The sequence below is a fragment of the Rhodococcus sp. ACPA1 genome, assembly GCF_002300195.1.
GTDB classification, from domain to species: Bacteria; Actinomycetota; Actinomycetes; order Mycobacteriales; family Mycobacteriaceae; genus Rhodococcus_F; species Rhodococcus_F opacus.
Genome location: NZ_NSDX01000014.1, coordinates 14,740 through 37,416, shown reverse-complemented (window position 1 = coordinate 37,416; position 22,677 = coordinate 14,740). Strand labels below are relative to the sequence as shown.

The following is a 22,677-nucleotide window of genomic DNA, read 5'->3' as shown; positions in this document are numbered from 1 at the left end:
CGTCCGAGGTCGAGTGCGTCGGAGGGCGGGGCGACGACGACGTTCTGGCGCACGATGGCCCGCCGCTCGTCAGCGCTGCGCCGAGCACATCGTGTGCGGAACTCCTGCGCCACGACGCAATCGCGGCTGTGCTGATGATTCGCGTGCTCTACACGGAATACGTCTTGGTTCGCTCGGGTCCGTTGGCTAGCACTCCACCTCGGAGCTAGGGACTCAGGTGAAGACATCGACGTACCAGCGCCCGTCGATCTTGTGGGTGGTGACGGTCTGGGTGCCGCGTTTGATCGGCTGGGCGGGCTGCATCACGGACAGATCGACGAGGTAGACCCCGTGGGACAGTTCGACGGTGCGGAGGCAATAGTTGGTGCCGATCGGGACCGCGTCGATGACCTTCTGCAGCTCGGGGCCTGGCAGCACTGATGAGCTCGGTGTTGCGAGCGCTCGGGCGGCTTCACCGTTGCGCAAGCTGTAGTACGCAAAATTGAACGCTGCGATCACGCCCGCCCCGCTCTTCTGGTCACCGCGGTCGGCCCGGCACTCCGCGTCCGACGCGGGTGTCTGTTCGACCTGGTCGGGTTCGGGCAGGTTGAGGGCGGGCAGCCTGTTCTCCACAGCCGCTGCGGTGGCGCTGGTTGTGGCCGCGGTAGACGCGGTTTCACTGTCTCCGCTGCGCAGCTGGCTGACGGCTACCCCGGCGGCCACGGCGACGGTGACCGCTGCGACGGCGGCCATCGTCTTCTTTCCCGGCCCGCGGCCGCCGCGGGGGGACGGCAGAGGCGACCGGGGTGGGGGCGGTGGTGTGGCCGGGTCGCCGCGCGCCGTGGTGCGGGCGCCCGGCGGGTGGTCGGTGGTGGGTGTGGTGCCGAGAAGGTCGATCACGGCGGGATGCCGCGGCGTCGATCGGCCGAGGGTCGGCTTCTTCATGGTGTGCGCCCGCCTTCGTGGTGTCAGTTCGCGGCCGGAATGCCGCCGCCGATGGCGCCCGACAACAGGTTTCCGGCCAGGCCGGGCGTGGCGTCGGTGAAGAACGTGTTCAGGGTGGTGTCGACCTGCTCGATGATCTGCTCGCCGCCGGGCTGGGCTGCGACGAAATCGCGGGCCTGCTGGTCGATCGCGGGCGCAGCTTCGACCGTGTCCTGTACGGCGTCGGCGGCCGCCTGCCCCACCTGGCCGGAGTTCTCCCAGTCGGTGAGCACGGTCTCGGTCTGGGCGGTCACAGCTTCGGAGTCGATGTCCGGGACCTCGATCTCGCGCGGTTCTCCCTTGTCGCCGGCAGCGATCGGGGTCATCGCCGCGACGGCGGCCGCGCCGCCGACGACCGCTCCGGCCGCAGCGACGGGGATACCCACCGCGGCACCGAGGCCGGCACCCGCGGCGGTGCCGACGATCCCGGCGGGTACCCACCCGAGTCCGGGAAGGAAGACGTTGCCTGCGGTCATTCCGGCGAGGCCGCCGATGGTGCCACCGACCAGTGCGCCCGCGGTGGCTGCCGCCCCGCCTGCGGTGACTGCGCCGAGCGCTGCCCCGGCGGCACCGGCACCGACCTGTGCGGCGGCGATCCGGTCGGCCCGAGACGTTTCCACACCGATCGACCGCCAACCCGTCGAAACCCCGGCCTGGACCACGGAGAGGGTGTTGTTGGTGCGGTCCCGGTCGCCGTCGCTGATCCAGTTCGGCTGTTTGAGATGGATTTCGCCGATGCGAAGGGTGTCGCGTGGGGCGATGAACGGGGCGGTCGGTTCCACCGGCGTGGGCAGATGCAGCTGGTCGAACTGCATCGGCTCGATCGAGTAGTTCTCCGGCTCAACATACGCATTGGTTCCGTAGTCGTAGTTCGGGAGCGGCTGGTACTCGATGTTCTGGTACTCGGCGGGCGGCTCGACCCAGTACACCGGTTCTGCCGGGGTCTCGTGCACGTAGGCGGTCTCGGGTGCTGGTGTGGGGGCGGTGGTTGCGCTGGGGGTGTCCGCGCCGGTGACACCTTCCTGGGTGCTGTCGCCGGTGACGCCGCCCTGGATCGGGTCGGCGAACGCGGACGGGGACAGGGCGATTCCGGTGGCCAGGGCGGCGGTGATGACTGCCAGCGCGGTGGCTGCCTGTGTGGCGCTCTGTCGGCGGTGCGGGCCTCGGGCGCGGCGGGCGGCGCGGTTGCCGCCGGTGGCGTTGCTCATTGTGTGCCTTTCGTGAAGTAGCCAGAAGGGTGGTCAGATGCGAATTGAAGGTGGATGTGCCCGTCGAGGGTGGCGTGAGATCTGTTCGGTCGGTGGGTGATGGCTGAGTCAGGGGCCGGTGATCGTCTTGACGACTTCTTCGGCTAGTCGGGTCAGTGCTGCTCGGGTGTGGGGTTGGAGCCGGGAGAGTGCAAGACGTTCCCCGGAGGCGAACAGCGGCTCGAACGGCATGCGCGCCACGAGCGGTACTCCCAGGTCACGGAGGGCTTCGACGGTGTCCTGTTCGACCATCGGGGCGTCCCCGGGACCGGCGGTGATGACAACGATCGCGCGCGCGAGAACATCGGCGGCGGTCGACGCCAATTCCGTGATCATCTCTTCTGCGGCGTCGGCGGCGTCCCAGCGCAACGGAACGGGGACGACGACGGCGCCCGCTGTCGCCACTGCCCACCGCCAGGTTCCCGCGAGGGGGTTGTTGCCCGTGTCGGCGACGAGGATGTCGCGGTGCTGGGCCACGATCGCGGCCAGATGCGCCGCATGGTCTTCGTTCAGAACGGACGTCGTGTCGCCGCGGCGTCCCGCGATGATGTCCTCACCCGACGGTTGACGGGTCAGGTGCTGCGAGAGCACCGAGGGTCGGATGGCGACATCAGGGTTGGGATGCGCTGCCAGCAAAGCGGGGACGTCGTTGCCCGGCGACGGGCGGACGGCGACCCGCTTGGCGAGACTGCCGCCGACCTCGCCGAGATCCGCGCACACCACGGTGCTGCCGCCGCGCAGGTCCGCCAAGGTCTGGGTGAGTGCCACGGCGAGCGGTGTTTTACCGACCCCGCCTTTCGGGTTGGCGACGGTGATCACCGAGAAATCGCGCAGCGCCCGGGTGATCACCGACTCGGCGGCCCGCAGCCGCATCTCCGGCGACTGTGCTTTCGGGGCGAGACTCAACCCGAGCACAGCGTTGAGTCGACCTCGCACTCCCAGGCGGGCAGGCTCACCGGTCCCGGGAGCGATCTCGGGGGCGGCCAGCCCCGATACCGGCCGCCGCGGCCGGGCGGGTGGTGTGCGGTCGTGTCCGCCTTCGCGCTCGGTAAATACGGCTTCCCGTACGGGTGTCGGAACGGTCGCCGGCCGCCGCACAGCAACCGTGGGCTCACCGGCCTCGTCCTGGATCCGGACGACGGGAGTGCCGCCGGCTGGGCGGCGCTGGGGCCGTTCCCCGGTGGGCGACACAGATTCCTGCGGCGGTGCCTGCTCCGGGGCGGGGCGGATGGTCTGGTCGGGGTCGACCTCGAGCCGCATCGGCGCGGTGTCGACGCCGCCGCTGACCGCGACGGTGATCGTCCGCCCGCTGCTTCGTGCTTCGGCGTGCGCCTCGGCGAACACCGCGGTCATCAGGTCTTGCTCGGTGTCGCCTCGCAGGTCGAGCGTCGCGGCCTGCGACGGCACATACGCCGTAGCGTGGCGTCCTCCGTCGTCGATGGCGACGGTCATCTGCGGGACGGACATCACAGACTCCCGGCGCCCGAGGTGGTGCCGTCGAGCTGGGCGAGCATTTCGGTGATCAGCTCATCGAGGCTGGTGAGCTGATCGAGTGCCTCGGTCTTGACCTCGCCGTCGGGGAGCGCGCCCACGAGGTCGCGCCGATGACCGATCGCGGTGAGGAGCTCGTCGAGACGGCTGCGGGAGACGGTCTTGCTGTCGGTGTCCAGGGCGGAGAGCCATCCGGGTGTGGAGGCCCGCAGCGCTTCTCGGAACGCGCGAACGACGGGGTCGGAGTTGCCCTTGTTGACGAATGGGCGGTGCATGGCCTCGATGTCCTCGGGTTCGAGGATCACTGCTCGTTCGATCTGCCGGACTGCCATCGGTGGCCTCTCTCTCGTATTTTCGGTGGTGGAGCGGATAGAGCCGGGACATCAGGGGTCAGGCGGCGGCAGCGAGGTCGACCGCGGCGAGGAAGACGGTGTCGAGTCCGCTGTATTCGAGGATCAGGACCTCGGGTCGGCGGCCGGTGGATTCCACCGACACCTCCACCCGCACCAGTCCCTCCTCGGTGACCGTGCCGTCGCTGTCGCGGGCGATCTTGCGGATGGTCTCCACGGTCAGGACGGTGCCGGTGCGGTCCGGTTCATCGTCGAGGCCGAGGACGATGTTCATGCCTTCCTCGAGGGCACCAGCCGGGATCGCATCGCAGATGTGGTCGACCAGGGATGTCACCGACGACCCGGAGACTGCAACGGGCTCGCGGACGTCGTCGGCCATCGTGGTGATCAGGTGCTGTTCGTCGGCGATGAACTGCGCCAGCTCGGCCGAGAAGCAGTACACGGGGGTATCCCTTGTCGGGCGCAGGCTGTCGACGGCGTGTGCTTCCTCGGCGGACAGGTCGCTGCGGGCGGCGGGGTGGTCGTCGATGGTGGGGGTGAACCACACCTGTGCGAGGGCAGGGTCACCGGACGGGTCACTGACCGTGGCGCGGCCGCGGATCTTGGCGTCGATGTCGCGGCCGACGGTGGTCTCACCCCACATCATGTAGGCGCCGTCACTGCTCAACCGTGCAAGCGCTGCTCGGGTCTGGAAGTTGTCGCGGACACTGCCGGAATCCCGCCCGAACAGGTGCGCATCGGGGCGTTGAACTCCCACGGCGAGGCGGATGCCTGCCGAGCGGGCCAAAGCGACGAGTTCGCCGATTCGCCCGAGTGGGTTGCAGCGTTTGATGACTTCCTTCTCCTCGTCGGTGCCGGACTTGGCCAGCTGTGTCCAGGCCGCGGAGAGGATGAAGAACTCGTCGAGCACCGCCACCAGGAGCGGCATGTTGCGTGCCTTCAGACGCTGGGTCTGCATGTACTTGGTCCGCGCGTGCATTTCGCGCCACAGCGCGTAGATGAACTCGGCGGCCCGCAAGGGCTCGAAAACAATCGCGGGGACCCCTGGGTAGCCGAGGAATTGGTGCAGTTCGATGCGTTTGGGGTCGACACCGATCACCGGGACTCCGCGGAGTGTGAGTTCGGTGATCACGGTGGTCAGCAGAACCGTCTTGCCGCCGCCGGTCGGTCCGACGACCAGCATGTGCGGTGCCGACGAATCGTCGGAGATGTTCCAGTAGGCGTCGACGACGCCGGCATCGGTTTCGCAGGACGCGTACGGGACATGCAGGCGTTGCCCGGGCACGCTGGGGTCGCTTCCCGGCCAGGGCATCTGCTGGCGTCGCGCGATTCCACGTTCGTCGAGCTGTGGAACAGGAAGGTCGGCGGCCGGGATTTTCAGCGAATGCATCACCATTGTCGCGAGCGGCTTTCGGAGCGAGAGGGTGATGATGGGCTTCTCCGGGGCCCAGTCCACTCGCCACAGCTGCCCTGATTCGTGGGTGCCGAGGGCCGCGAGCAGAGCCTCGGAGAGCTTGTGCCGGTTGGCTTCCATGCCGGTGGCCAGCGTGGGCTTGTAGTGGATGCGGTAGGAGGCTTCGGTTCCGTCGTAGGGGTAGGAGTCGACCGACACCGTCACGTCCTGCAGGGCCTTGCCGTCGGAGAACAGCTCGGCGAGCATGCGGTGACGTGCACTGCGGGTGTCCGGGAGCACCGGTCGGCGGGTGATCGTGATGGTGCTCTTGTCGGCCCGGAAGCCGGTGACGTACTTCCAGTCGGTGACTGTGGGTCCGAGGAATCGGCTCATTGCTCCGCCTTCGGCGTCGAGGGTGTCAGGCTGTCGGGTCCCGGTTCGCCCGCCGGGACGCTGTGGATCTGCGCCTTCGTCTTCCGCGGCAGAAATCGCAGGGGTCGGGTGGGTGCGAGGGTCGGTAACGCGGCGCGCACGCGGTGGCATAGCGGCGATCCGACGATCAACGCATTGACTGCCGAATTCAGACGCTCCTGTCGGTTCGCATCGACAACCGCTCCCTGCGGCAGGCGAATTGCCGCCCACGCGGTGCTGTGCCACCCGGTACGCACACTGAGCCTGATCCGCACGGGGATGTGGCCGGTGGTCTGTCGCACCACCGCGGACAGGATTCGCCGCTGCCGGTGCCGCAGAAACCGAATCAGGTCCCCGGCACCGACGAGGGCAACGGTGACGACGAGCCTGGTCCGAAAGTCGATGAGCCACTGCGCCCAGAGCGGCGAACGCGGCCACAGCTCGGTGACCTGAGCGGACACCAGCAGGGTCGGCGCCCACCACACGGCGATGGCGACAGCCAGGGCGGCAAGAACCCACGGGGTGAACCGCGCTGCCTCTTCCTCCCCCGACTGCTCGGACCGCCTGCGTCCGCCGGCGGCCGACGAGGTACCGGAAGGACCGAACACATCCCGGAAGAACTCGCCCACAGGGTCATTCGACGGCATCGCGGAAACCCTTTCTCGGTCAGACATCTGCGTGGTGCTGATGCGCACACAGTGAATCCGCTCGCCGGAGGATTCACCAAGGACCCCCGCACGCGCTCGGGCGTGTCGCCCCGTCCGCAGCCCCTGCGAGTGCGTCCCAGGCCGCCGTGAGGCGAACTCCGCCGGTATCTCCAAAACCTCTCTGCCAAGTGGTGTTTGCACCACTGTTCACTGAAACCGGTCCGGGGCGCTATTCTCAACTTCGCCTCCCCCCGTAGGGGGGAGGCGTCTCCCGAAGGGAGTGGGGGCGCAGGCATCACCGATCCCCCAATCGTCGACACGTGCCCCATATGGGGTCAATCACGTTCTTCGCGAGGGTTGTCCGAAGAGAGCGTGCCCGGAGGGCAGCACCCGCCCCCGCAGCGACCGGCCCCCACCCTGAGCAGACCCCGCAGCGACCGGTCCCCACCTCAGTGCCCCGCCGCGATACGACCCGTCCTCGTGAACCCACCGCCAACCGGCCCTCCTCGGTGGACCCCGCAGCGACACGCCCGAGCGCGTGCGGGGGTCTTCGTGTGCCGAAGCCGCCCTGTGCCAATGTTCTGACGTCACCGTTCGGTGTTGCCCGCGAATCTTTTGGGAGAGAGCATGCTTCATGAGTCTTTCGAGGCTGCGTCGCAGCTGACGTTCCTGGCACAGGAGGGGATCGAGACCAGCGGGGTGGGAGATTTCCTCCGCGAGCAGGTAGTCCCTCCGATCCTCGGCGTCGGAGCGATTGTGCTTCTGGCGAAGGCGATTCGCTCGTCCTGGTCTGCCGTCATCACCATCGCCAGCCTGTCCCTGATCGCGTTGGGCTGGTTCGGGTTGTCGGCGAACCCCGACGCGGCGATGAATGTCGGCACCGGACTCATCCGGCTGATCGTCCCCGGCGTGTGACCGGTAGCGGACACAGCCCCATTCGGACTCACTCTTTTCGAGAGGACCTCATCCCATGTCTGCCATGACGATCATCTTCGGCGTGGTCATCGCCGCCGCCATCGTGTTCGCAATCGGTCGCGCCATCAGCGAGCGTCGGTGAGGGGCGTGCGGTGATCGAGACCGATGACGACCTGTACCGGGTGGATCAGCACTGGCTAGGTCCTCCAGGACGGGCGTTCCCGAGACCAGTCAAATGGCAGGCAGTGGGTATCGGTGCGGTGTTGCTGGCGCTGTCATACATCCTCGTCATCGGGGTGCTGTCGGTGCCGTGGAGCGGCTGGTCCGTCACCGTGATGCTGGGGTTGACCTATCTCGGGACGAAACGGATCGTCGACGGGCTCGGTCACGAACGCACCATCCGGTCGCTGGCCCGGTCCGCGATCAACGACCTCACCTCTCCACGATCCGCGGCCGGCCGCAACAAGAAAATCCGGAACACGCCGCAGACGGTGTCGATCCCCGATCAGATCGCGCGCGTTCGCCTCGCCCCCGCCGCCAGCGATCACACGACTTCTTCGACTACGAGCAGGTAGGTCATGAGCTATCCCGGTAACCGGTTCGACCCGGCCGACCTCGTCCCACCCCCCGGGGCACTGCCGCCGGTGCTGCCCGAGTCGTGGCTGCGCGCGGCGCGCCAAGCCGGGCTGCAGACCGCCGACTCGCACACCGCCGCACCACAAGCGAGCTTGGGTGATGCTGTGCTCACCGACCCCTCCCCGGTCACCAACCCCGAATATCCCGCCGAAGCTCCCACCGAACCCGCCCACCGCAAAGGCAGCAAGCGGGGCGGGAAGAAGTCCCGGCCAGCCCCGCAGGGGCACTCGACCAGTGCGGGCGCTGAGCGCGGGAGCAGGGCTCGGTTGCGGAAGCAGTCCAAGTGGCGTCTGCGGGCGGTGCTGGGAAACGTCACCATCACCGACGACACTGCCACGTTGTGGTTTGTGCAATCGCCCGGCACGTGGAGCATGCGGGCGATTGCCGATCAGTCGCGGTTCATCCGTGACGAAGCGTTGGTGCTGGCGGAACTGCGCGGCAAAGGGGTCTCCGGTATCCATCGGCGCACTGTGCGCGAGCCCTGGCCGGTCAAGGAATGGGGCCGCGCACACGCGCAGCTCGCCGAGGACCGCCTCCCCGACGTTCCCGGTGCCCTCGCGTGGGACGACTACCTCGTCGGTCAGCAAGTCGCGCTGCTGGACTCGGCCCCTACCCGCAAGCGCCGTTACTGGGGCATCGAACTGCCCCGGCGGTCGATGACCGCGCAGGCGATCGTCGCGGTGGCCGACATGTGCTCCGGGGTGAAGGGTGTGGGGCCGCGGTTGTCGAAGTGGTCCGAGCAGGTCCTGATCGCCGAGCAGGACGCGGCGGCCGAACACATCGCGGAGATCGAGCGCGTGATGCTCTCCCCTGGTGTCGAAGCCCTGCCTGCCGACAGCGGTCAGGTGGACTATCTGCTGCGCCGCTCGGCCGCGGTGGGGATGCCGTTGACCGAACCGGCGGCCGCGAACGCACCGTCGGGGTGGGGCCTGTCCGATCTGTTGTCGCTGAGCAACCTGACGGAAATGCATTACACGCCCGGCGCCGGACACACCGTCGTCGAGGGCACCATCGCCGGCCGCACTTACCGGTCGTACGTGACGGTGCTGACGGTGGGGCGGATGGCACCACTGGCCATCCCCGAGCAGAAGATGCCGTGGCAGCTGCTCGGTGACCAGCTTGGGCTGCCCTTGGAGTGGTCCGAGCGGATCACCCTGCACACCCCGGAAGAAACCCTCGGCGAGATCCAGAAGCAGCGCAACGCGATCGAGTCGCAGTACCGGCACTACACCGTCGAGCACGACGAAACGCCACCCGATGAGTTGGCTGCGCAGCACGGGTTGTCCCGGCGGCTGCGGACGGAGATGTCGAACGGTGGGGCTCTGGCCACTCGGGGGTCGGGGTGGTGGCGGATCGCCGTGTCCGGTTCCTCCCCGCAGCAGGTGCGGGACCGTGTCTCGAAGCTGCAGCAGCAGTACGCGCCGGATGTCGAACTCGAAGTCGAGAACGGCCAGTACCACCTGCTCAAAGAATTCATGCCCGGTGAGAAGCTGGCCAACACCGCCCACAAGCGCAGGATGAGTGTCCTCGCCATGTCGGCGGGGATGGGGGCGGCGGCCGACCGGATCGGTGACGAGGAAGGCATCATCCTCGGCGAAACCGCGTCGATATCGGTTCGCCCGGTCGCCTGGAACCTGTTCGCCGCCCACGACTTCTTCGACAAGGGTGGCCTGACCCCGCTGGTCGGCGTCCAGGGCGCCGGCAAAACTCATTGGGCCGGGATGATTACCTATCAGGCGCTGCGCCTGGGCGCGCACGGGGTGATCTTGGATCCGTCCGGGCCGCTGCGAGCGCTCGCCGATCTGCCCGAACTCAAGCCGTTCACCCGCGTCTACGAGCTGACCGGGCGCGGCGCTAAGCCCGGAGTCCTCAACGTCTACCGGGTCGTGTCCGAGCCCGACCCGGCCGACGAGATCTACCGCCCCGGCCATCCCGAGTACGCGCACGAATCCGACCCGGCAGCCGCCGCGGCAGCGGCCTACGAGGACGATCGCGGTGCCGCCCATGCCGAACGGGTCCAGCTCGCGTCCTGGGTGCTGATCTCGATGCTCGACACGGACGACCGCAGCGACCGAGATGCCAAGAGTGTGGTTCGGATGGCTGCGGCGATGGTCGGGGGTCAGCCGACCAACCATCTGGGCAAGGTCCTCGATGCGATCGATCACATTGCTGCCGGTATGGCCTATACCAATGGCCACGGGGCCGTCGACGGCATGACCAACGGCCAGACCGCTGGCTCCGCGAGCACTCCGGTCATTGGTGAAGGACTGCGCACCGCCGCGGGCCGGATCGGGCCGATGCTGCGGACGATGTCGCAGCTGCGCGATGCCCGGGTGCTGTTCCCATCGGCCACCGCCGGTGACGACGCCGCCGCCGAACTGTTCGACTCGGTCCTCGACGAGCGCCTGACGATCCTGACCATGCCCGGCCTGCAGATCGACGACAAGGCCGAGGGAAGTGCGGCCACCGACAGCCAACGCCTGGCCGGTCCGCTGATCCACCTGGCGGCGTGGTTAGCGACCCGGCTGGTCTACGACAAGCCGAGATCACTACCGAAACTGCTGTTCCTGGACGAGAACAAGTACCTCAAGCAATCCGGGGCCGGGCGCACTCTCTACGTCCGGCTCGGTCGCGACACCCGCAAGTTCCGCACCCGCGCACTCGTATGCAGCCAGCTTGCCAGCGATTTCCTCGGGCTGGCGGACGGCGCCGACGACCAGGACCAGTCACAGCTGACCGACGAGATCATCATCGGCCGACTCGGTTCCTCCGAACGGGCGATCTCCGACGCACTCAAACTCCTCGGCCTCGACGAAGGCGAGGGGTACGAGACGATCCTGGCCAACCAGCTCGGCGGGGGCCGCAACGACACCTACGACCCGCGCGCGAACAACGCCCGCAAACAGCGCGCCGCGAAGACCGGCGCCGACGAAGCCCGCACCTACGTTGTCCGCCTCGGCGGCGACATCGAACTGGTGCGCGCGAACTGGACGAACTTCACTCACATCGCCCACGTCGCGCAAGCACTGAACTCCCGGGCCACCGCCGCCTGACCCCCATTTTGGGAAGGACCTTCTCGATGCCCGCCACCGCCCGCACCACCAGATCGCCCGCACACCTGCTGCAGCGGATCACCCAACTGTGCGCGGTCATGATGCTGGTCGGGCTCAGTGCCATGTGCGGGCAGACCAGCGCCCACGCCGCAGGCTTCAACTGCAAGGACGTGCCGGCACCGCAGTCCCCGAACTCGGCTGCGCCGGCGTTCTTCGACTCCGGGTCGGTGGACAAGCCCGCGGAATCCCAGCTCTCCGGCACCGGGTACGGCGGCCACGGCTGGGCCGGGCTGACGTGGCACATCTACGACCTCGGCTGCGGCGAGGACATCACCGGGGTATCGCTGGTGCGCAACAAGACCGACGTCGGAAACACCTTCCTCACGATCGGGCAATCGTTCGCGGCCGCGGCGTTCTGGCTCGACGAGCAGGCCAACACCCCCGCCGAAGGCCGCGAGACCGGCAGCCAGGGGGCGATCGCGCAGTTCGACGAGATCGTGCTCGCGGTCTCGGACTCGCTGCGGCCGACCGTCTACGGGCCGTGGCTGGGGGTGGGGGTTGGGGTGGCCGGGCTGATCATCCTCTACCGCGGTCTGCGATCAGATGCCCCGGCGGTGTTCCGGCAGCTCGCGATCGGTGCCGGCGCGCTGGCGATCGGTGGGTTGATGGTCGGTGCCCCGGCGAAGGCGATCCAGATCTCCGACGACACGTTCAGCGCGCTGATCACCAAGACCCAGGGCGAGATCTTCAACTCCGCGGGAATGACCGATGACCCGCGGTTGGTGATCACCGACCGGATCATCATCCCGGACGTGCAGCGAGGGTATTTCGGTTCAAACGCCTCTGAGCAGACGCTCGACGATCTGTGGCCAAAGCTGCGGGAGTCGATCGCTTACACCTATGACGAGCAGGCCCGGATCCAGGCCGACAACTCCGCACAGAAAGAGATCGACGAGGCCAAGGCCGAGAAGTTCCGGCGGGAGGTCGTCGAGCCGTTGGAGAGCAAGGGGCTCTCGTTCTACACCTTTCAGGGCAAAGACTCGAGCCGGGTCACGACCGGGTTCCTGTCGATGGTCAAGACGTCGATGCCCTCCATCTTGTGGATCGGTTCCTCGGTGCTGAAACTCTCGGCGCTGCTGGCGATCCGGCTGGCGATCATCACCGCCCCCGTGTGGGTTCCGCTCGCCATCGCCTCCGGATCGATCCTGCTCCGTGTCGGGCGCATCCTCGGCGGGATCTACCTGTGGGCGGTCGGTGCCGCGGTGCTGATGTCGGTCTACCTGCTGATCTTGATCAAGCTGTACCGCAATGATGAGATCGACGGGACCTGGCGGCTGTGGTTCCTGGTCATCCTCACCATCGCCTTCTGGATGTTGTTGCGCCCGTTCAAGAGGCTCTCGCAAACCATCACCCAGTCGCATCGCGGCATGATCGGCGGCGCGATGGACCGGCACAAGCACGGTTCCTGGAAGCAGAACCTGCTCACCGCCAGCTCGATGGTCACCAATCCCGCCATGGGGCTGGCCGAGAAGAGCCTCGAACTCGCCCGCGGCGGCATTAACCGCTCCGCCGACGGGGCCGGTCGTCAGTGGTCCGACATGATCGGCGGTAACAAGCCTCCGATCATCCGGCAGGAAGGCCGCGCGCTGTCGGCCGCACGCATCGACGACTACCGCGGCCGGGCCCGCCAAGCACAGCTGGCCGCCCTACGCGGCGGCGCGGGCGGAGTGTTGGCGGACCTGCGCAAAGCGTCCCCGGAGGGGCCCGAGTCCGGCACCCGACTCCCCGGTGTCGACCTCACCGCCGGCCCGGCCGACGGCACCGGGCGCACCGGGCTCGCGGATCTGCGCAAACACACCCCTGCAACGGATTTCACCGACGGTTTCGAGTCCCTCGATACCGGTGACAGTGAGGTCTTCGTTCCTCATCAGGACGCGTACCGGTGGGACGGCGGGCCGGACGCGGTCATCGCACCGACCACCATCTACCGGCCGAGGGAGGAACCCGACGCGTCCGGAAAGCCGCCGCGTCCGTGGGTGTCGATCACCCGCCCCGCACCGGCCTCGTCGGCGAGGCCCGTCAGCAGTGATCTGCCCCGGGCGGGATTGAGTGAGGACACCGCGTCGGCTCAGTCGACGGGAGTGCTCGACCGGCCGAATCGGGACCTGGGAGTGAACTGGTGAGAACAGGTGCCAACCCGATCACCACCGCGATCCGTAGCTGGGTCCTGCGCAGTCCCGGTCGGCTCGCCAGCGGGCTCGCGGTCATGGTCGCGGTCCTCTACATCGCCCGCCTGATTGTCACCGCGGTCACCGGAGCAGAGAACAGCGGAAGCGACGTGCGCGCCCACGACGCAGACACCAGTAACACCTCAGTGACCTCGACGCCTGCGGCAGCCGAAGAAGTCACCGAAACCGCGGTGGCGACAATGTCGGCCAGTTCGATCGGTCGTAGCCCCGCGACAGCGGCGATGTATTACGCGCACGCGTTCGTCGACACCACCGCATCGCCAACTCAGTGGGCGGTCGCGCTCAGCCGGGTCACCCGCCCCGAGCGCGTCAACGACACCCTCGCGGCGGCCCGGCCCACCGCACCGGTGTCGATTCTCGGGCCGACCCGCACGCTGCCAGGCACCGGCACCACCGGAACGACCGTGGAGATCGATACCCGCGCCGGGACCATGACCGTCGCGGTCACCGACACCGACGATGGCTGGCAGGTCGACTCCCCCCTCCCCACTCTCGACCTCGACGACGTGGCCGCAGCCTCTCCTCCCACCACAGCGCCCACCACGGCAACGGCCACCACCACGCCTGCGCCCGGCACAGCACCGACTCCGGATCGCGCCCCCGAGGCCCAGTCGTCTTCGGAGCCGGTTCCGCCCGCCCAACAGGCCACCAGCCCCGCCCCCATCCCTGCCCCTGTTCCCGGCCCGATTCCTATCCCCGAACTCGACACACCGATGCCGGGGCCGATCGCGTGAACTACGACTGCTCCACTCCCGAGGAAAATCCCTCCAGGGGACATGTCGTCTTAGCTGGTCAGAGCACAGGATCGCGTGTGACTGGCGCCATCCTGGCGGCCATCTTCGTCATCGGGATGGCAAGCGCCTGCACTGGCGGGGCGATCATCGACCTGCCCAAGCCCTGTCGGCCCGTCCACTCCGATTCTGTGGGCGCGCGCGGAGACAGCACACCCGATGATCGGCCGGCGGCGGCTCTGACGCCGTCCGGGCCGATCCAGCAACCCACCGCACCGGGAACCACCACGTTCACCTCCGGTTTCGGACCCCGCTGGGGGGCGATGCACAAAGGTGTCGACTTCGCCGGCCCGGTCGGCACCCCGATCTACGCCGCCCTCGATGGCCTCGTCGCCGCCGCCGGCTCGAGCGGTGAAGGCCCCGGTATCGGTTTCGAGAACTGGGTGATTATCGACTCCGTCGTCGACGGCCGCGCGGTCTCCACCGTCTATGGGCACATGTACGCCAACGGCATCCACGTCACACCCGGGCAGACCGTCAAGGCCGGTGACCACATCGCCGACATCGGCAACGCTGGCGGATCCACCGGTCCGCACCTGCACTTCGAGTACTGGGACGGTGGCCGTCTGCAGGGCGGGACCGCGATCGACCCGACGACCAAACTCGGCGGCGCCCCTGCACCATCGGGACAGGACGCGAGTGCACCGGGATCGAATATCAATCTCATGGCCGCATCCACCCCCGTCGACTGCGGCAAGGGTTTCGGCACCGCGGGCGGCGGTGATCTCAAGCCCGGCAGTGTCCCAACGGCATTCGAAGAATGGTTCCGCAAGGGCGGATCGCTGTGCCCTCAGATCAGCCCGGCGCTGCTGGCCGCGGACACCAAAGCCGAAAGCGGGTTCCGCGCTGTCACCAGCCTCGCAGGCGCGAAAGGCTATACGCAGTTCATGGATGGGACCTGGGCCGTCTACGGCAGCGACGACGACGGCAACGGCCGGATCTCCCAAGGCGATGTCGGAGACGCCGTGATGGCTCAGAGCAGGTACTTCTGCGAGATCGCGCGATCGGTCGACAGCTGGATCGCCGACGGCTCCGTGAAGGGCGACCCGCTCTCGCTCTACATCGCCAGCTACAACGCAGGTGAGGGGGCCATCAAGCAAGCCGGTGGGATGCCCTCCGGTGGTGACTATTCCAGCGAAACCCGGCCCTATGTGCAAAAAGTCCTCTCCTACATTCCTGAGTTCGAGCAGCCCGGCGGCCGCGGCGAGTTCGTCCCCTCCCCCACAGCCGGCGGCAGCAATGTCGTCGAGGCTGCCAGCCAGTACTTCGGCACCCCATACGTATGGGGCGGTGGCGGCGCGGGTGGTCCGTCCGGGGGCGGGTTCGACTGCTCGGGTCTGACCCAGTATGCATACGCCCGCGCGACCGGCGGCAAGACCGTCCTCCCCCGCACCTCCGAAGAACAATGGAAGGTCGGCACCGAAATCCCCATCTCCCAGGCCAAACCCGGCGACCTCGTTTTCGGATCCTGGGAGGCCGGAGGTCCCGGCCACGTCGGCATCTACGCCGGGAACATGCAGATGGTCCACGCACCCACCACAGGCGACGTCGTCAAACAAGCACCCATCATGGCCGACATGCGCGCCCGCCGCATGTGACCCCCGGAGGAGAGAAACCATGCGAAAAGCCCTGATCCTGCTCGCAGTGATCATCGCCGCGGCCGCGGCACTGCTCTACTCCTCCCACGACAACGCCAACACCTCAGGAACCGCGACACCGCAGAGCACCACGACCGCACCGACACCTGCCCCGGAAACGGGCACCCGCGCACCTCAGCGACCGGCACCGACAACGCCGGAAGAAGTCGTCCGCCAAGCCATGCCCGTCGCATTCACCTGGGCCCCCACCACCGACGAAAGCCCCACCAGCGGATTCCGTCGCGCGACACAATGGTTCACACCGGCCCTGGCTGCACGCCTGACCTCCGATGTGCGAAACGAGCGCGGCCGCAGCCTGCAATGGCAGCAATGGATCAACGACAACGCCCGGGTCATCGCCGACGTCGCCGTCGGTTGCTCCGGCTGCCCACCCGACACCGACACCACCGCACACCGGGTGGCCACGATCACCCAAACCGCGGTCACCGGCGACACCACCCACCCCGTCGAACCCGACGCCACCGTCTGGCTCATCCTCACCGAATCAGACGGCCGATGGTTGATCGATAACCTCACCTGAACACAACCGGCAAACGAGGGGGAACCTTGAACTACCGCATCACCACAGCTCTGACGGTCATGGTGCTCGCCACCGCGGTGATCGCGGGGTGCGGCGGCAACAACTCCGACGACGACACCGCATCACAACCGGCACCCGCGATCGACACCACTACCCAGGTTCTCGATCCCTTCGTCGACGACACCGCCGACGGACAGCAAAAGGAAACCGTCACACGCATCATCGATCTCGGCAAGCAGCGGAAGGCGCCTGATAACGCCATCATCGCGGCGCTCGTCGCCTCACGAGCTGAAGGATTCTGGCGGGTTCACCATTCCGGATCGGGAGGGCGGAATCTCTTCGGTTGGAGCCAGATGTGGGACAACCGACCTGCCCTCGACGACGGAGCCGTCACCGACGCAATCGAGAACTTCTATGCCGGTGCGGAGAGCTCGGAGAATGCCGCAAAGGACGACAACCCGGTCGACTACGCCGTGGCGATCCAACTGTCCGACCACTTGGGTGGCCGTGTGTACTTCGAAGACCGCGAAGCCTACGACGACAACATGTCCTACCTCGGCACCGAGGACAAGGTTCGCAACGAATACGCCGAGGCACTCCCCTACGCACGTGCGGCTTTCGACCAATTCGGCTAGCGGCGGGACCAGCGGCGCGCGAGGATGATCGCGGTCCCCACCAACACGATGCCGACCACGGCACCAAGGGCGGGCCCATATCGGGTTCCCCAGAGGATCGCGGTACGGGCGTCCTTCGCTTGTTGGGCAAGGCCGTTGATCGTTTCGTTGTCGAAGTGGGTGTGCGCTTCGAGCGTGGTCACAGCATTCGGGTCGTCAACCGACCGCGCCAGCCATCGCCTCGGCTGCTCCTCCACAGCAACGATCGCACCAGATGCAGGCTCGACCCACACATCGCGCGTCGTGGAGTAGTGCAGATCCATCGTTGTCGGCTCCGCGCCAGGTAACCCCCACTTTTCAGCGGGCAAGGTCGTCGTCGCGACACTGCCGATCGATTTCCCAAGGTTCACGGGGCCGATCGTCTGCTGAAAGTGATACAGCCGCATGCCGTCGACCACGCGATCGTCGTCTACGTACTCGATCGGATGCGTCTCCCGTGCCGTCCCGTCGTAGTACGGGTAGCTGACCTTCTCGACGTCGAACGGAAACTTGTACTGAATTCCGGCGCGAGGCGTCTCCGTCGGGGGCTTGCCCTGCTCGGTTTGAGTGGTCGGGACGGGCTCGGCGAGCGGCATGCCTGATCGTCGGTCGATCGTGACGCGATCGACCATTGCCGAGACCAGGCCTAACCCGCCTAACCCCTCGCCCCAGTCGGTCCGGACCGTCTTCTGCGCCGCCTGCAGAGTTGTCGAAGCGGCCGAAACTGGATCCTCTGTCGTCACGTACACCTGAATCCGCAGCGGGACACCCCGGTCGGTCTTCAGCGGACCTTTCATAGCCACCGAGGTGGCCTTGAGCACCGCCGCGTCTTCCGCAACCGACACTGTCGCCGATTGCACGTCGAGCGGGATGACCTTCAACCTGGCGGCACCGTAGGTGGGGACCAAGACAGCGACGGCGAGCAGGCACGAGCCGAGCGCGAGGAGAGTGCAGACCGCTGCGGATCTCCTCCAACCCCGACGGTCGGCGGCATCCGCCTTGTGCACGTTTTCATCCAGTACGGTGTCGACCTGAGCACTCACGTAGCGCACCCTAGCTGCCGGAGCAATGCAGAATCCCGGTCAGCCGGTATCTTCGTCCTGAGGTATTTGCCACATCACAGAAGGGAACCTGGTGCTCGATCCGTTTGCGCCCGGCCTGAGTGTCGCGGAGGCCGATCGCTTGCATGCGCACCTTCGCGCCGCCGGCCCAGTTGTCGAGGCCACCGACGCCGACGGACTGCGCGTCTGGATCATCACCCGGTACGACGACGTCTCTCGACTGCTCGCTGACCCCGGAATCGTCAATGTCCGGCCCGGTGGCCCGTCAGGTAGCCCGGGTCTTCCCCTACCACCGGCACTGGCCCGCAACCTGCTCAATATGGTCCCCGATGATCACCGGCGCGTCCGCGCTTTGGCGGCGCTCGCGTTCTCACGGCGACGAATCGGAGCGGTGAGGCAGATGGTGACCGCCCGCGCCGACGGACGCCTGAACGACCTCGACCCGAACGAAACCGGTGTTGTCGACCTCTTTCCCGCCTACGCCTCTCCCCTGCCTGCTGACATCATCGCCGAGATCCTCGGCGTGACCGATAGGGACGCCGACGAGTTCCGTACCGCCGCGGCGACCGTGATGGCAATGAATTTTGGCGAACCCACCGCGGACGACCCTCGCATCCCGGCCATGACCACGATCGTTCTCGTGCTCATGCGTGTGATCGCGGCCAAACGGAAATCACCCGGTGACGACGTCATCACCGATTGGATCACCGCCCGCGACGCCGAAGACCGGCTGACCGAAGAGGAACTCATCTCCCTGGCGTTCCTGACGTTTCTCGCCGGATTCGAGAACTCCGTCTACCAGATCGCCAATGCCGTCGGCATTCTCGCCGGACTCGATCGGGACCAGCTACTCGTCGAAATCGCCGACGACCAGCTCTGGCGCGCCCGGGTGACGCAGCTTGTCCTCGACGCCGCGCCCGGGTCCTACGCGATACGGCGATTCCCGGTTGAGAACATCACCGTCGGCGGCATTCGCATCCCCGCCGGCAGTCCTCTATATCTCTCCCTGCGCGCGGCGACCAACGACCCTGCCCGCGGCGAGCGCCCGGACCTGGCCTTCGGCCGCGGACCTCATTACTGTCTCGGCGCCGATCTCGCCGTGATGCAGCTCGACATCGCTACTCGCCGCCTGTTCCAACGCCACCCGGGCCTGTCCCTGGTGAAGCCATGGGAAACACTCGACCGGCGACATACCTGGCGCACTCACGGCCCCACTGAGATGCCTGTCCACCTGACCTGACCCGCAAGCCAGTACGGGAGAAACGGATAAACCGATGACAGCTGATGCCCTTGAGCTCACACACGCCGAACCCACCCACCCGATCCGCGAATGGACGACCGTCTTTGTCGGCACCGGCGACGAGCACCAGGTCGTCGCCGAAGGCGCCAAGATCCGCGAATGGCGCAATATCAACAACGTCGTTCGCGGACCTGCCCGCACGGCTGTCCTGGGGTTGATCCGTCAGTGCATCGCCGATCGTGATCTCAGGATCGAGCCGTTCGATGGCAAGGTCGCCGACGCCCTGGGACCGGTCGGGGCAGCCCACCCCATCTTGACTCCCGACAAGAGCGTGGTCGTAGCAGTTCAGGTCTGGACCGGTGACCCGAAGAAGAACCCGCCGGACCGCCCCAATGTCGGGGCCTGGGAGTGGGTTCTGAGCTCGGAGGACAACCCGCCCCCACCGCAGTTGCAGTTGGACCCCGGAGCTATCGAGCTCATCGGGATGTCCGCCCGGCATCAGGATCGATCGGTTTTCGGTCCTGCAGATCTCTACACCCGTTCGGCCCGCCTGTCCGACACGTTGCGGCATGTGCGCCAAATCCGAGACTGCCAGGTAAAGGACAGGTTCGAGACTGCCAGGTAAAGGACAGGTTCGACGGCACGTTCACCATCCGGGCTGAGACCGACGTCACCCGGGAGCTGCGCTACGCCGAGCGGTGTGTGGAGGGCCCAGCGGGTAGACGCGTGCGCGGGATCTGCTGGGACGCGGGCACCGACGAAGCCCGTGTCCACGAAGCGATGCTCGACGCGTGGTTGTCGACGATGTTGGCATCGACATCGGGGATGTACATCGCGGTCGGGGATCTGTCGTACCAGTACCCGTACTGGCTGAAGTGGGTGACCGAGCACGTTCCCGGCCTCGGACACGGCGTGAGCACCGGACAGACCTTCGCGCTCCATGAGGAAGACTGGCCGAAGATCATCGAGTGGGTCCAGCAGGTGCGTAAGGGGCCGGTCTCCGGCACGGTGCGGGCACGACGGGGCGGTGGCGGCTGGCTGAAGGCCGAATTCCGGGGCTTCCTTCTCGATCCCCTAGTCAGCGACTCGATCGGTGTCGCGGTGATCTCCCCCGAAATCGAAACCATCCCTGACGAAGACTCCTGACGGAGAACATCTTTCGGAGGACAAAGCTCGTGTGGAGAGTCTTTTACAACGCCGCGTTGGTCGTTGCGTTCATGGCAACCTACAAGACCGCCGGAATCTTCGCGGCGACGGTCGTGGTCATGGCCGGCGTCGTCGGCGAGATCATCGTGACGCTGGCCCGACGCCAACGGGTCGACAAACTGCAGTGGACCGGTCTATGCCTTGTGCTCGTCCTAGGCGGTTCGACTCTGCTGTTCCACAACGAGACCTTCATAAAGTGGCGTCCCACAGGGGTGTACTGGCTAATCGCCGGCGCTTTCCTGACGTCGCTGATGGTCGCGAAGCGTGACCCGGTGCGTGTCATCATCGGACGATGGGTGAGCGCACCGGACGCTGTCTGGCGCTTCCTGAGCTGGAGTTGGTTCGTGGCACTGGTCGCGGTCGGCGCCGTCAATATCGTCGTCGCCTACACAATGTCCACGGACACCTGGGTCAACTGGCGTGTCTTCGTCGCACCCGGAAGTCTCTTGGCTCTCGCTGTCGCCCAAGCCACCTGGCATCGCAACTACATCCTCACGGCATGGCGCGACCACCAATCCGAGGAAGCTATGTAATATCCCCTCCGACGTTGGTTCGACATAGAGTTCGCCAAGCGGACTGACTGCGCGATGCCCCCTCCGGCACGTGCCCGGTCGGCCGACGTCAGCGCACCTCACCCGAGGTTGCGGCGCGACCTTTTCGCGTTGCCCGCGCAGCACGCAGAAAGCCCCTCCCCGAAGGGGCTTTTCGTCATGCTCGCGAGAAGGTCGAATGATTACTCACTTTGCTTACTGCACCACTACGGTCACCAAGACCCTGCCCCCGCGGCTCAGCTCTTCGCTGAGTTCACGCCGGGGTGCCCGGCGGGCGACTTCGCGCGCGCTCGTAGGCCGCGCGGTACACGCTTTCGGAGATCCCCAAGGCCGCGGAAACCTTTCGCGCCGTCTCGTCGGTCAGAGCTGCCTGCCCCCGCTCGACTTGCGCCACAGTGGTGGTACTGAGTTTGGCCAGCTTCCCGAGTTGCGGCTGCAGCAAACCCGCGAGAACACGCCAGTCCCCCGGGAGGCGCTCATCCTCGGCGACTACGACGACATCGCTGATCTGCACGCCAAGGACGTCGGTGACCCGCTTCAGGAGATCTACCTGCGGCGACGTCGCGCCCGTTTCCCACTGGTAGAGGGTCGCGTGTCCGATGCCAGCCGCGCGAGCGAGCTCGGGCCGGCTCAGGCGGGAGTCTTTCCGCAGCTGCTCCAGCCGGGCAGGGTCGAATCCGCGCATCACCCGTCGGCTCACCGAAACACTCCATCCATCACTTGTGGACACCTTGCACCATCTCCCTTACGATCACTCCAGGCCACAGTTTTAGATCAAATGCACCTAGGCCGTGACCAGCAATCAATGACGGAGTTGGTGATCTAACAGAAGAACCCCCGCCCGGTTACCGCCGGACAGGGGCCTGAACCGAACAGGGTTGCCGCCCTGGTCAGCGTGTTTCTTCAGCTAGCAGAATGGAGATCTGCCAATGGAAACGATAGGCGACGTCGGCGGAAGTGTCGACGAGACTGACGTGTTGAGTTGGACAACCACTCAACTTCGCCGATTCATTCGTGCCCACGACTGGACATGCGGATGCTCTACAGGCACAGAGCGGTGCGCGGTGTACCGAGCAGCGCATGAAGAAGCCTTCTTCCGCCGGATCAGCACAAAGGGTCCCGTCGATCGCGTCGATGGGCCGCAGGCCACCGATGAGCGACTCCCGTGCACGCGGAATCCCCGCGGATGGGACACCGACGTCGCCAGCACAGGTCAACTCCTCGCCGCCATCGACACGTGCAAGAGTTGCCCCTTCCTAGTGACCTGCGAGGAACAGGCGCAGGAAGGCCCGGCACGATCGATGGTGTGGGCCGCGGTGGCTTACGACCGCGACGGCGAGCCGATCGGAATCTCCGGGCTGTCCGCGTGGGTGCGAACGCGGGACGGCATCCGGCTGCGCGACCAGAAGCAGACGTCGCAGGTCACCGCACTACCTGTACCGCACACGATGTCGGCGCCAGCGGGGCGGGCATCTTGACGGCGCCGCAGATCTACCCCGTCCGCCTCCACGAGGCCACTAATGTCGAACTCTCGGCGTCGAATGTGGTTGGGGGTCCCAATAGGGTCACCTTCGATGTGAAGCGTGACTGCTCGCACTGCCCGCGGTTGGAGGCCTGTCGCGCGGATGTCGCGACGGTGGTG

Annotated in this window: 21 protein-coding genes; 13 read left to right on the top strand and 8 right to left on the bottom strand. The window is 66.8% G+C overall.

Annotated features, from left to right (window positions below):
• Positions 1-213: 213 nt before the first annotated feature.
• From CJ177_RS43035 to CJ177_RS47785, 6 genes are all read right to left on the bottom strand, one after another.
• Positions 214-924 carry a hypothetical protein gene (locus tag CJ177_RS43035; protein ID WP_095870742.1) on the bottom strand — a complete coding sequence of 237 codons (711 nt, stop codon included), beginning with the start codon at positions 922-924 and terminating at the stop codon, positions 214-216.
• Between the two features lie 23 nt (positions 925-947).
• A complete protein-coding gene (locus tag CJ177_RS43030; protein WP_095870741.1) occupies positions 948-2,171 on the bottom strand; it encodes an insoluble domain protein in 1,224 nt (407 codons plus the stop codon).
• Between the two features lie 108 nt (positions 2,172-2,279).
• On the bottom strand, positions 2,280-3,677 hold the full coding sequence (locus tag CJ177_RS43025) for a ParA family protein (RefSeq protein WP_095870740.1): 1,398 nt from the start codon (positions 3,675-3,677) through the stop codon (positions 2,280-2,282).
• Positions 3,677-4,033, bottom strand: coding sequence for a hypothetical protein (locus CJ177_RS43020; protein ID WP_095870739.1), 357 nt, complete (start codon positions 4,031-4,033; stop codon positions 3,677-3,679). Before CJ177_RS43020 ends, CJ177_RS43025 begins: the two co-directional genes overlap by 1 nt.
• Positions 4,034-4,091: 58 nt before the next feature.
• On the bottom strand, positions 4,092-5,837 hold the full coding sequence (locus CJ177_RS43015) for an FtsK/SpoIIIE domain-containing protein (protein ID WP_164066082.1): 1,746 nt from the start codon (positions 5,835-5,837) through the stop codon (positions 4,092-4,094).
• Complete coding sequence (locus CJ177_RS47785; protein ID WP_179443433.1) at positions 5,834-6,502, bottom strand: hypothetical protein; 669 nt, start codon at positions 6,500-6,502, stop codon at positions 5,834-5,836. The genes CJ177_RS43015 and CJ177_RS47785 overlap by 4 nt, the downstream gene beginning before the upstream one ends.
• A 627-nt stretch (positions 6,503-7,129) precedes the next feature.
• Here CJ177_RS47785 and CJ177_RS43010 point away from each other — a divergent pair.
• From CJ177_RS43010 to CJ177_RS42975, 8 genes are all read left to right on the top strand, one after another.
• On the top strand, positions 7,130-7,417 hold the full coding sequence (locus tag CJ177_RS43010; RefSeq protein WP_061045636.1) for a hypothetical protein: 288 nt from the start codon (positions 7,130-7,132) through the stop codon (positions 7,415-7,417).
• Positions 7,418-7,569: 152 nt separating this feature from the next.
• The gene (locus tag CJ177_RS43005; RefSeq protein WP_143548807.1) at positions 7,570-7,992 is read left to right on the top strand and encodes a hypothetical protein; all 423 of its coding nucleotides are present in this window, start codon (positions 7,570-7,572) and stop codon (positions 7,990-7,992) included.
• A gap of 3 nt (positions 7,993-7,995) precedes the next feature.
• Positions 7,996-11,106, top strand: coding sequence for an ATP-binding protein (locus tag CJ177_RS43000; RefSeq protein WP_095870736.1), 3,111 nt, complete (start codon positions 7,996-7,998; stop codon positions 11,104-11,106).
• Positions 11,107-11,132: 26 nt separating this feature from the next.
• Positions 11,133-13,289, top strand: coding sequence for a hypothetical protein (locus CJ177_RS42995; protein WP_095870735.1), 2,157 nt, complete (start codon positions 11,133-11,135; stop codon positions 13,287-13,289).
• Positions 13,286-14,089 (top strand): hypothetical protein, encoded by an 804-nt coding sequence (locus tag CJ177_RS42990; RefSeq protein WP_095870734.1) that lies wholly within the window; start codon positions 13,286-13,288, stop codon positions 14,087-14,089. Before CJ177_RS42995 ends, CJ177_RS42990 begins: the two co-directional genes overlap by 4 nt.
• Positions 14,090-14,205: 116 nt before the next feature.
• Positions 14,206-15,744, top strand: a complete 1,539-nt coding sequence (locus CJ177_RS42985) for a peptidoglycan DD-metalloendopeptidase family protein (RefSeq protein ID WP_373560092.1) — start codon at positions 14,206-14,208, stop codon at positions 15,742-15,744.
• A gap of 19 nt (positions 15,745-15,763) precedes the next feature.
• Positions 15,764-16,324: a hypothetical protein gene (locus CJ177_RS48945; protein ID WP_257014993.1), complete on the top strand. Its 561-nt coding sequence runs from the start codon at positions 15,764-15,766 to the stop codon at positions 16,322-16,324.
• A 26-nt stretch (positions 16,325-16,350) separates the two neighbouring features.
• Positions 16,351-16,959, top strand: coding sequence for a hypothetical protein (locus CJ177_RS42975; RefSeq protein ID WP_005564128.1), 609 nt, complete (start codon positions 16,351-16,353; stop codon positions 16,957-16,959).
• Here the strand turns inward: CJ177_RS42975 and CJ177_RS42970 are convergent.
• Positions 16,956-18,020, bottom strand: a complete 1,065-nt coding sequence (locus CJ177_RS42970) for a DUF3068 domain-containing protein (protein WP_257014990.1) — start codon at positions 18,018-18,020, stop codon at positions 16,956-16,958. The two genes, CJ177_RS42975 and CJ177_RS42970, sit on opposite strands and share 4 nt — an antisense overlap.
• Positions 18,021-18,111: 91 nt before the next feature.
• Between CJ177_RS42970 and CJ177_RS42965 the strand changes: the two genes are divergently transcribed.
• The 4 genes from CJ177_RS42965 to CJ177_RS42955 all read left to right on the top strand — a co-directional run bounded on the left by CJ177_RS42965 (position 18,112) and on the right by CJ177_RS42955 (position 21,017).
• Complete coding sequence (locus CJ177_RS42965) at positions 18,112-19,278, top strand: cytochrome P450 (protein WP_095870731.1); 1,167 nt, start codon at positions 18,112-18,114, stop codon at positions 19,276-19,278.
• A gap of 34 nt (positions 19,279-19,312) precedes the next feature.
• Positions 19,313-19,903 (top strand): GAF domain-containing protein, encoded by a 591-nt coding sequence (locus CJ177_RS48940; protein ID WP_257014989.1) that lies wholly within the window; start codon positions 19,313-19,315, stop codon positions 19,901-19,903.
• A 101-nt stretch (positions 19,904-20,004) separates the two neighbouring features.
• Positions 20,005-20,424, top strand: coding sequence for a hypothetical protein (locus CJ177_RS48935; RefSeq protein WP_257014988.1), 420 nt, complete (start codon positions 20,005-20,007; stop codon positions 20,422-20,424).
• A 29-nt stretch (positions 20,425-20,453) separates the two neighbouring features.
• Positions 20,454-21,017, top strand: coding sequence for an inner membrane-spanning protein YciB (locus CJ177_RS42955; RefSeq protein ID WP_095870730.1), 564 nt, complete (start codon positions 20,454-20,456; stop codon positions 21,015-21,017).
• Positions 21,018-21,288: 271 nt separating this feature from the next.
• Here the strand turns inward: CJ177_RS42955 and CJ177_RS42950 are convergent, their stop codons facing one another.
• A complete protein-coding gene (locus CJ177_RS42950) occupies positions 21,289-21,735 on the bottom strand; it encodes a helix-turn-helix transcriptional regulator (RefSeq protein ID WP_306453431.1) in 447 nt (148 codons plus the stop codon).
• 364 nt (positions 21,736-22,099) lie between these two features.
• Between CJ177_RS42950 and CJ177_RS42945 the strand changes: the two genes are divergently transcribed.
• On the top strand, positions 22,100-22,513 hold the full coding sequence (locus CJ177_RS42945) for a hypothetical protein (protein WP_061044044.1): 414 nt from the start codon (positions 22,100-22,102) through the stop codon (positions 22,511-22,513).
• The last annotated feature ends 164 nt before the right edge of the window (positions 22,514-22,677 follow it).

Coding starts and splice junctions, on each gene's coding strand:
- CJ177_RS42995 (WP_095870735.1), top strand. CDS start 11,133: ATGCCCGCCACCGCCCGCACCACCAGATCGCCCGCACACCTGCTGCAG.
- CJ177_RS43000 (WP_095870736.1), top strand. CDS start 7,996: ATGAGCTATCCCGGTAACCGGTTCGACCCGGCCGACCTCGTCCCACCC.
- CJ177_RS48940 (WP_257014989.1), top strand. CDS start 19,313: ATGACAGCTGATGCCCTTGAGCTCACACACGCCGAACCCACCCACCCG.
- CJ177_RS43020 (WP_095870739.1), bottom strand. CDS start 4,033: ATGGCAGTCCGGCAGATCGAACGAGCAGTGATCCTCGAACCCGAGGAC.
- CJ177_RS43015 (WP_164066082.1), bottom strand. CDS start 5,837: ATGAGCCGATTCCTCGGACCCACAGTCACCGACTGGAAGTACGTCACC.
- CJ177_RS47785 (WP_179443433.1), bottom strand. CDS start 6,502: ATGCCGTCGAATGACCCTGTGGGCGAGTTCTTCCGGGATGTGTTCGGT.
- CJ177_RS43030 (WP_095870741.1), bottom strand. CDS start 2,171: ATGAGCAACGCCACCGGCGGCAACCGCGCCGCCCGCCGCGCCCGAGGC.
- CJ177_RS42985 (WP_373560092.1), top strand. CDS start 14,206: ATGGCAAGCGCCTGCACTGGCGGGGCGATCATCGACCTGCCCAAGCCC.
- CJ177_RS48945 (WP_257014993.1), top strand. CDS start 15,764: ATGCGAAAAGCCCTGATCCTGCTCGCAGTGATCATCGCCGCGGCCGCG.
- CJ177_RS43025 (WP_095870740.1), bottom strand. CDS start 3,677: ATGTCCGTCCCGCAGATGACCGTCGCCATCGACGACGGAGGACGCCAC.
- CJ177_RS43010 (WP_061045636.1), top strand. CDS start 7,130: ATGCTTCATGAGTCTTTCGAGGCTGCGTCGCAGCTGACGTTCCTGGCA.
- CJ177_RS43035 (WP_095870742.1), bottom strand. CDS start 924: ATGAAGAAGCCGACCCTCGGCCGATCGACGCCGCGGCATCCCGCCGTG.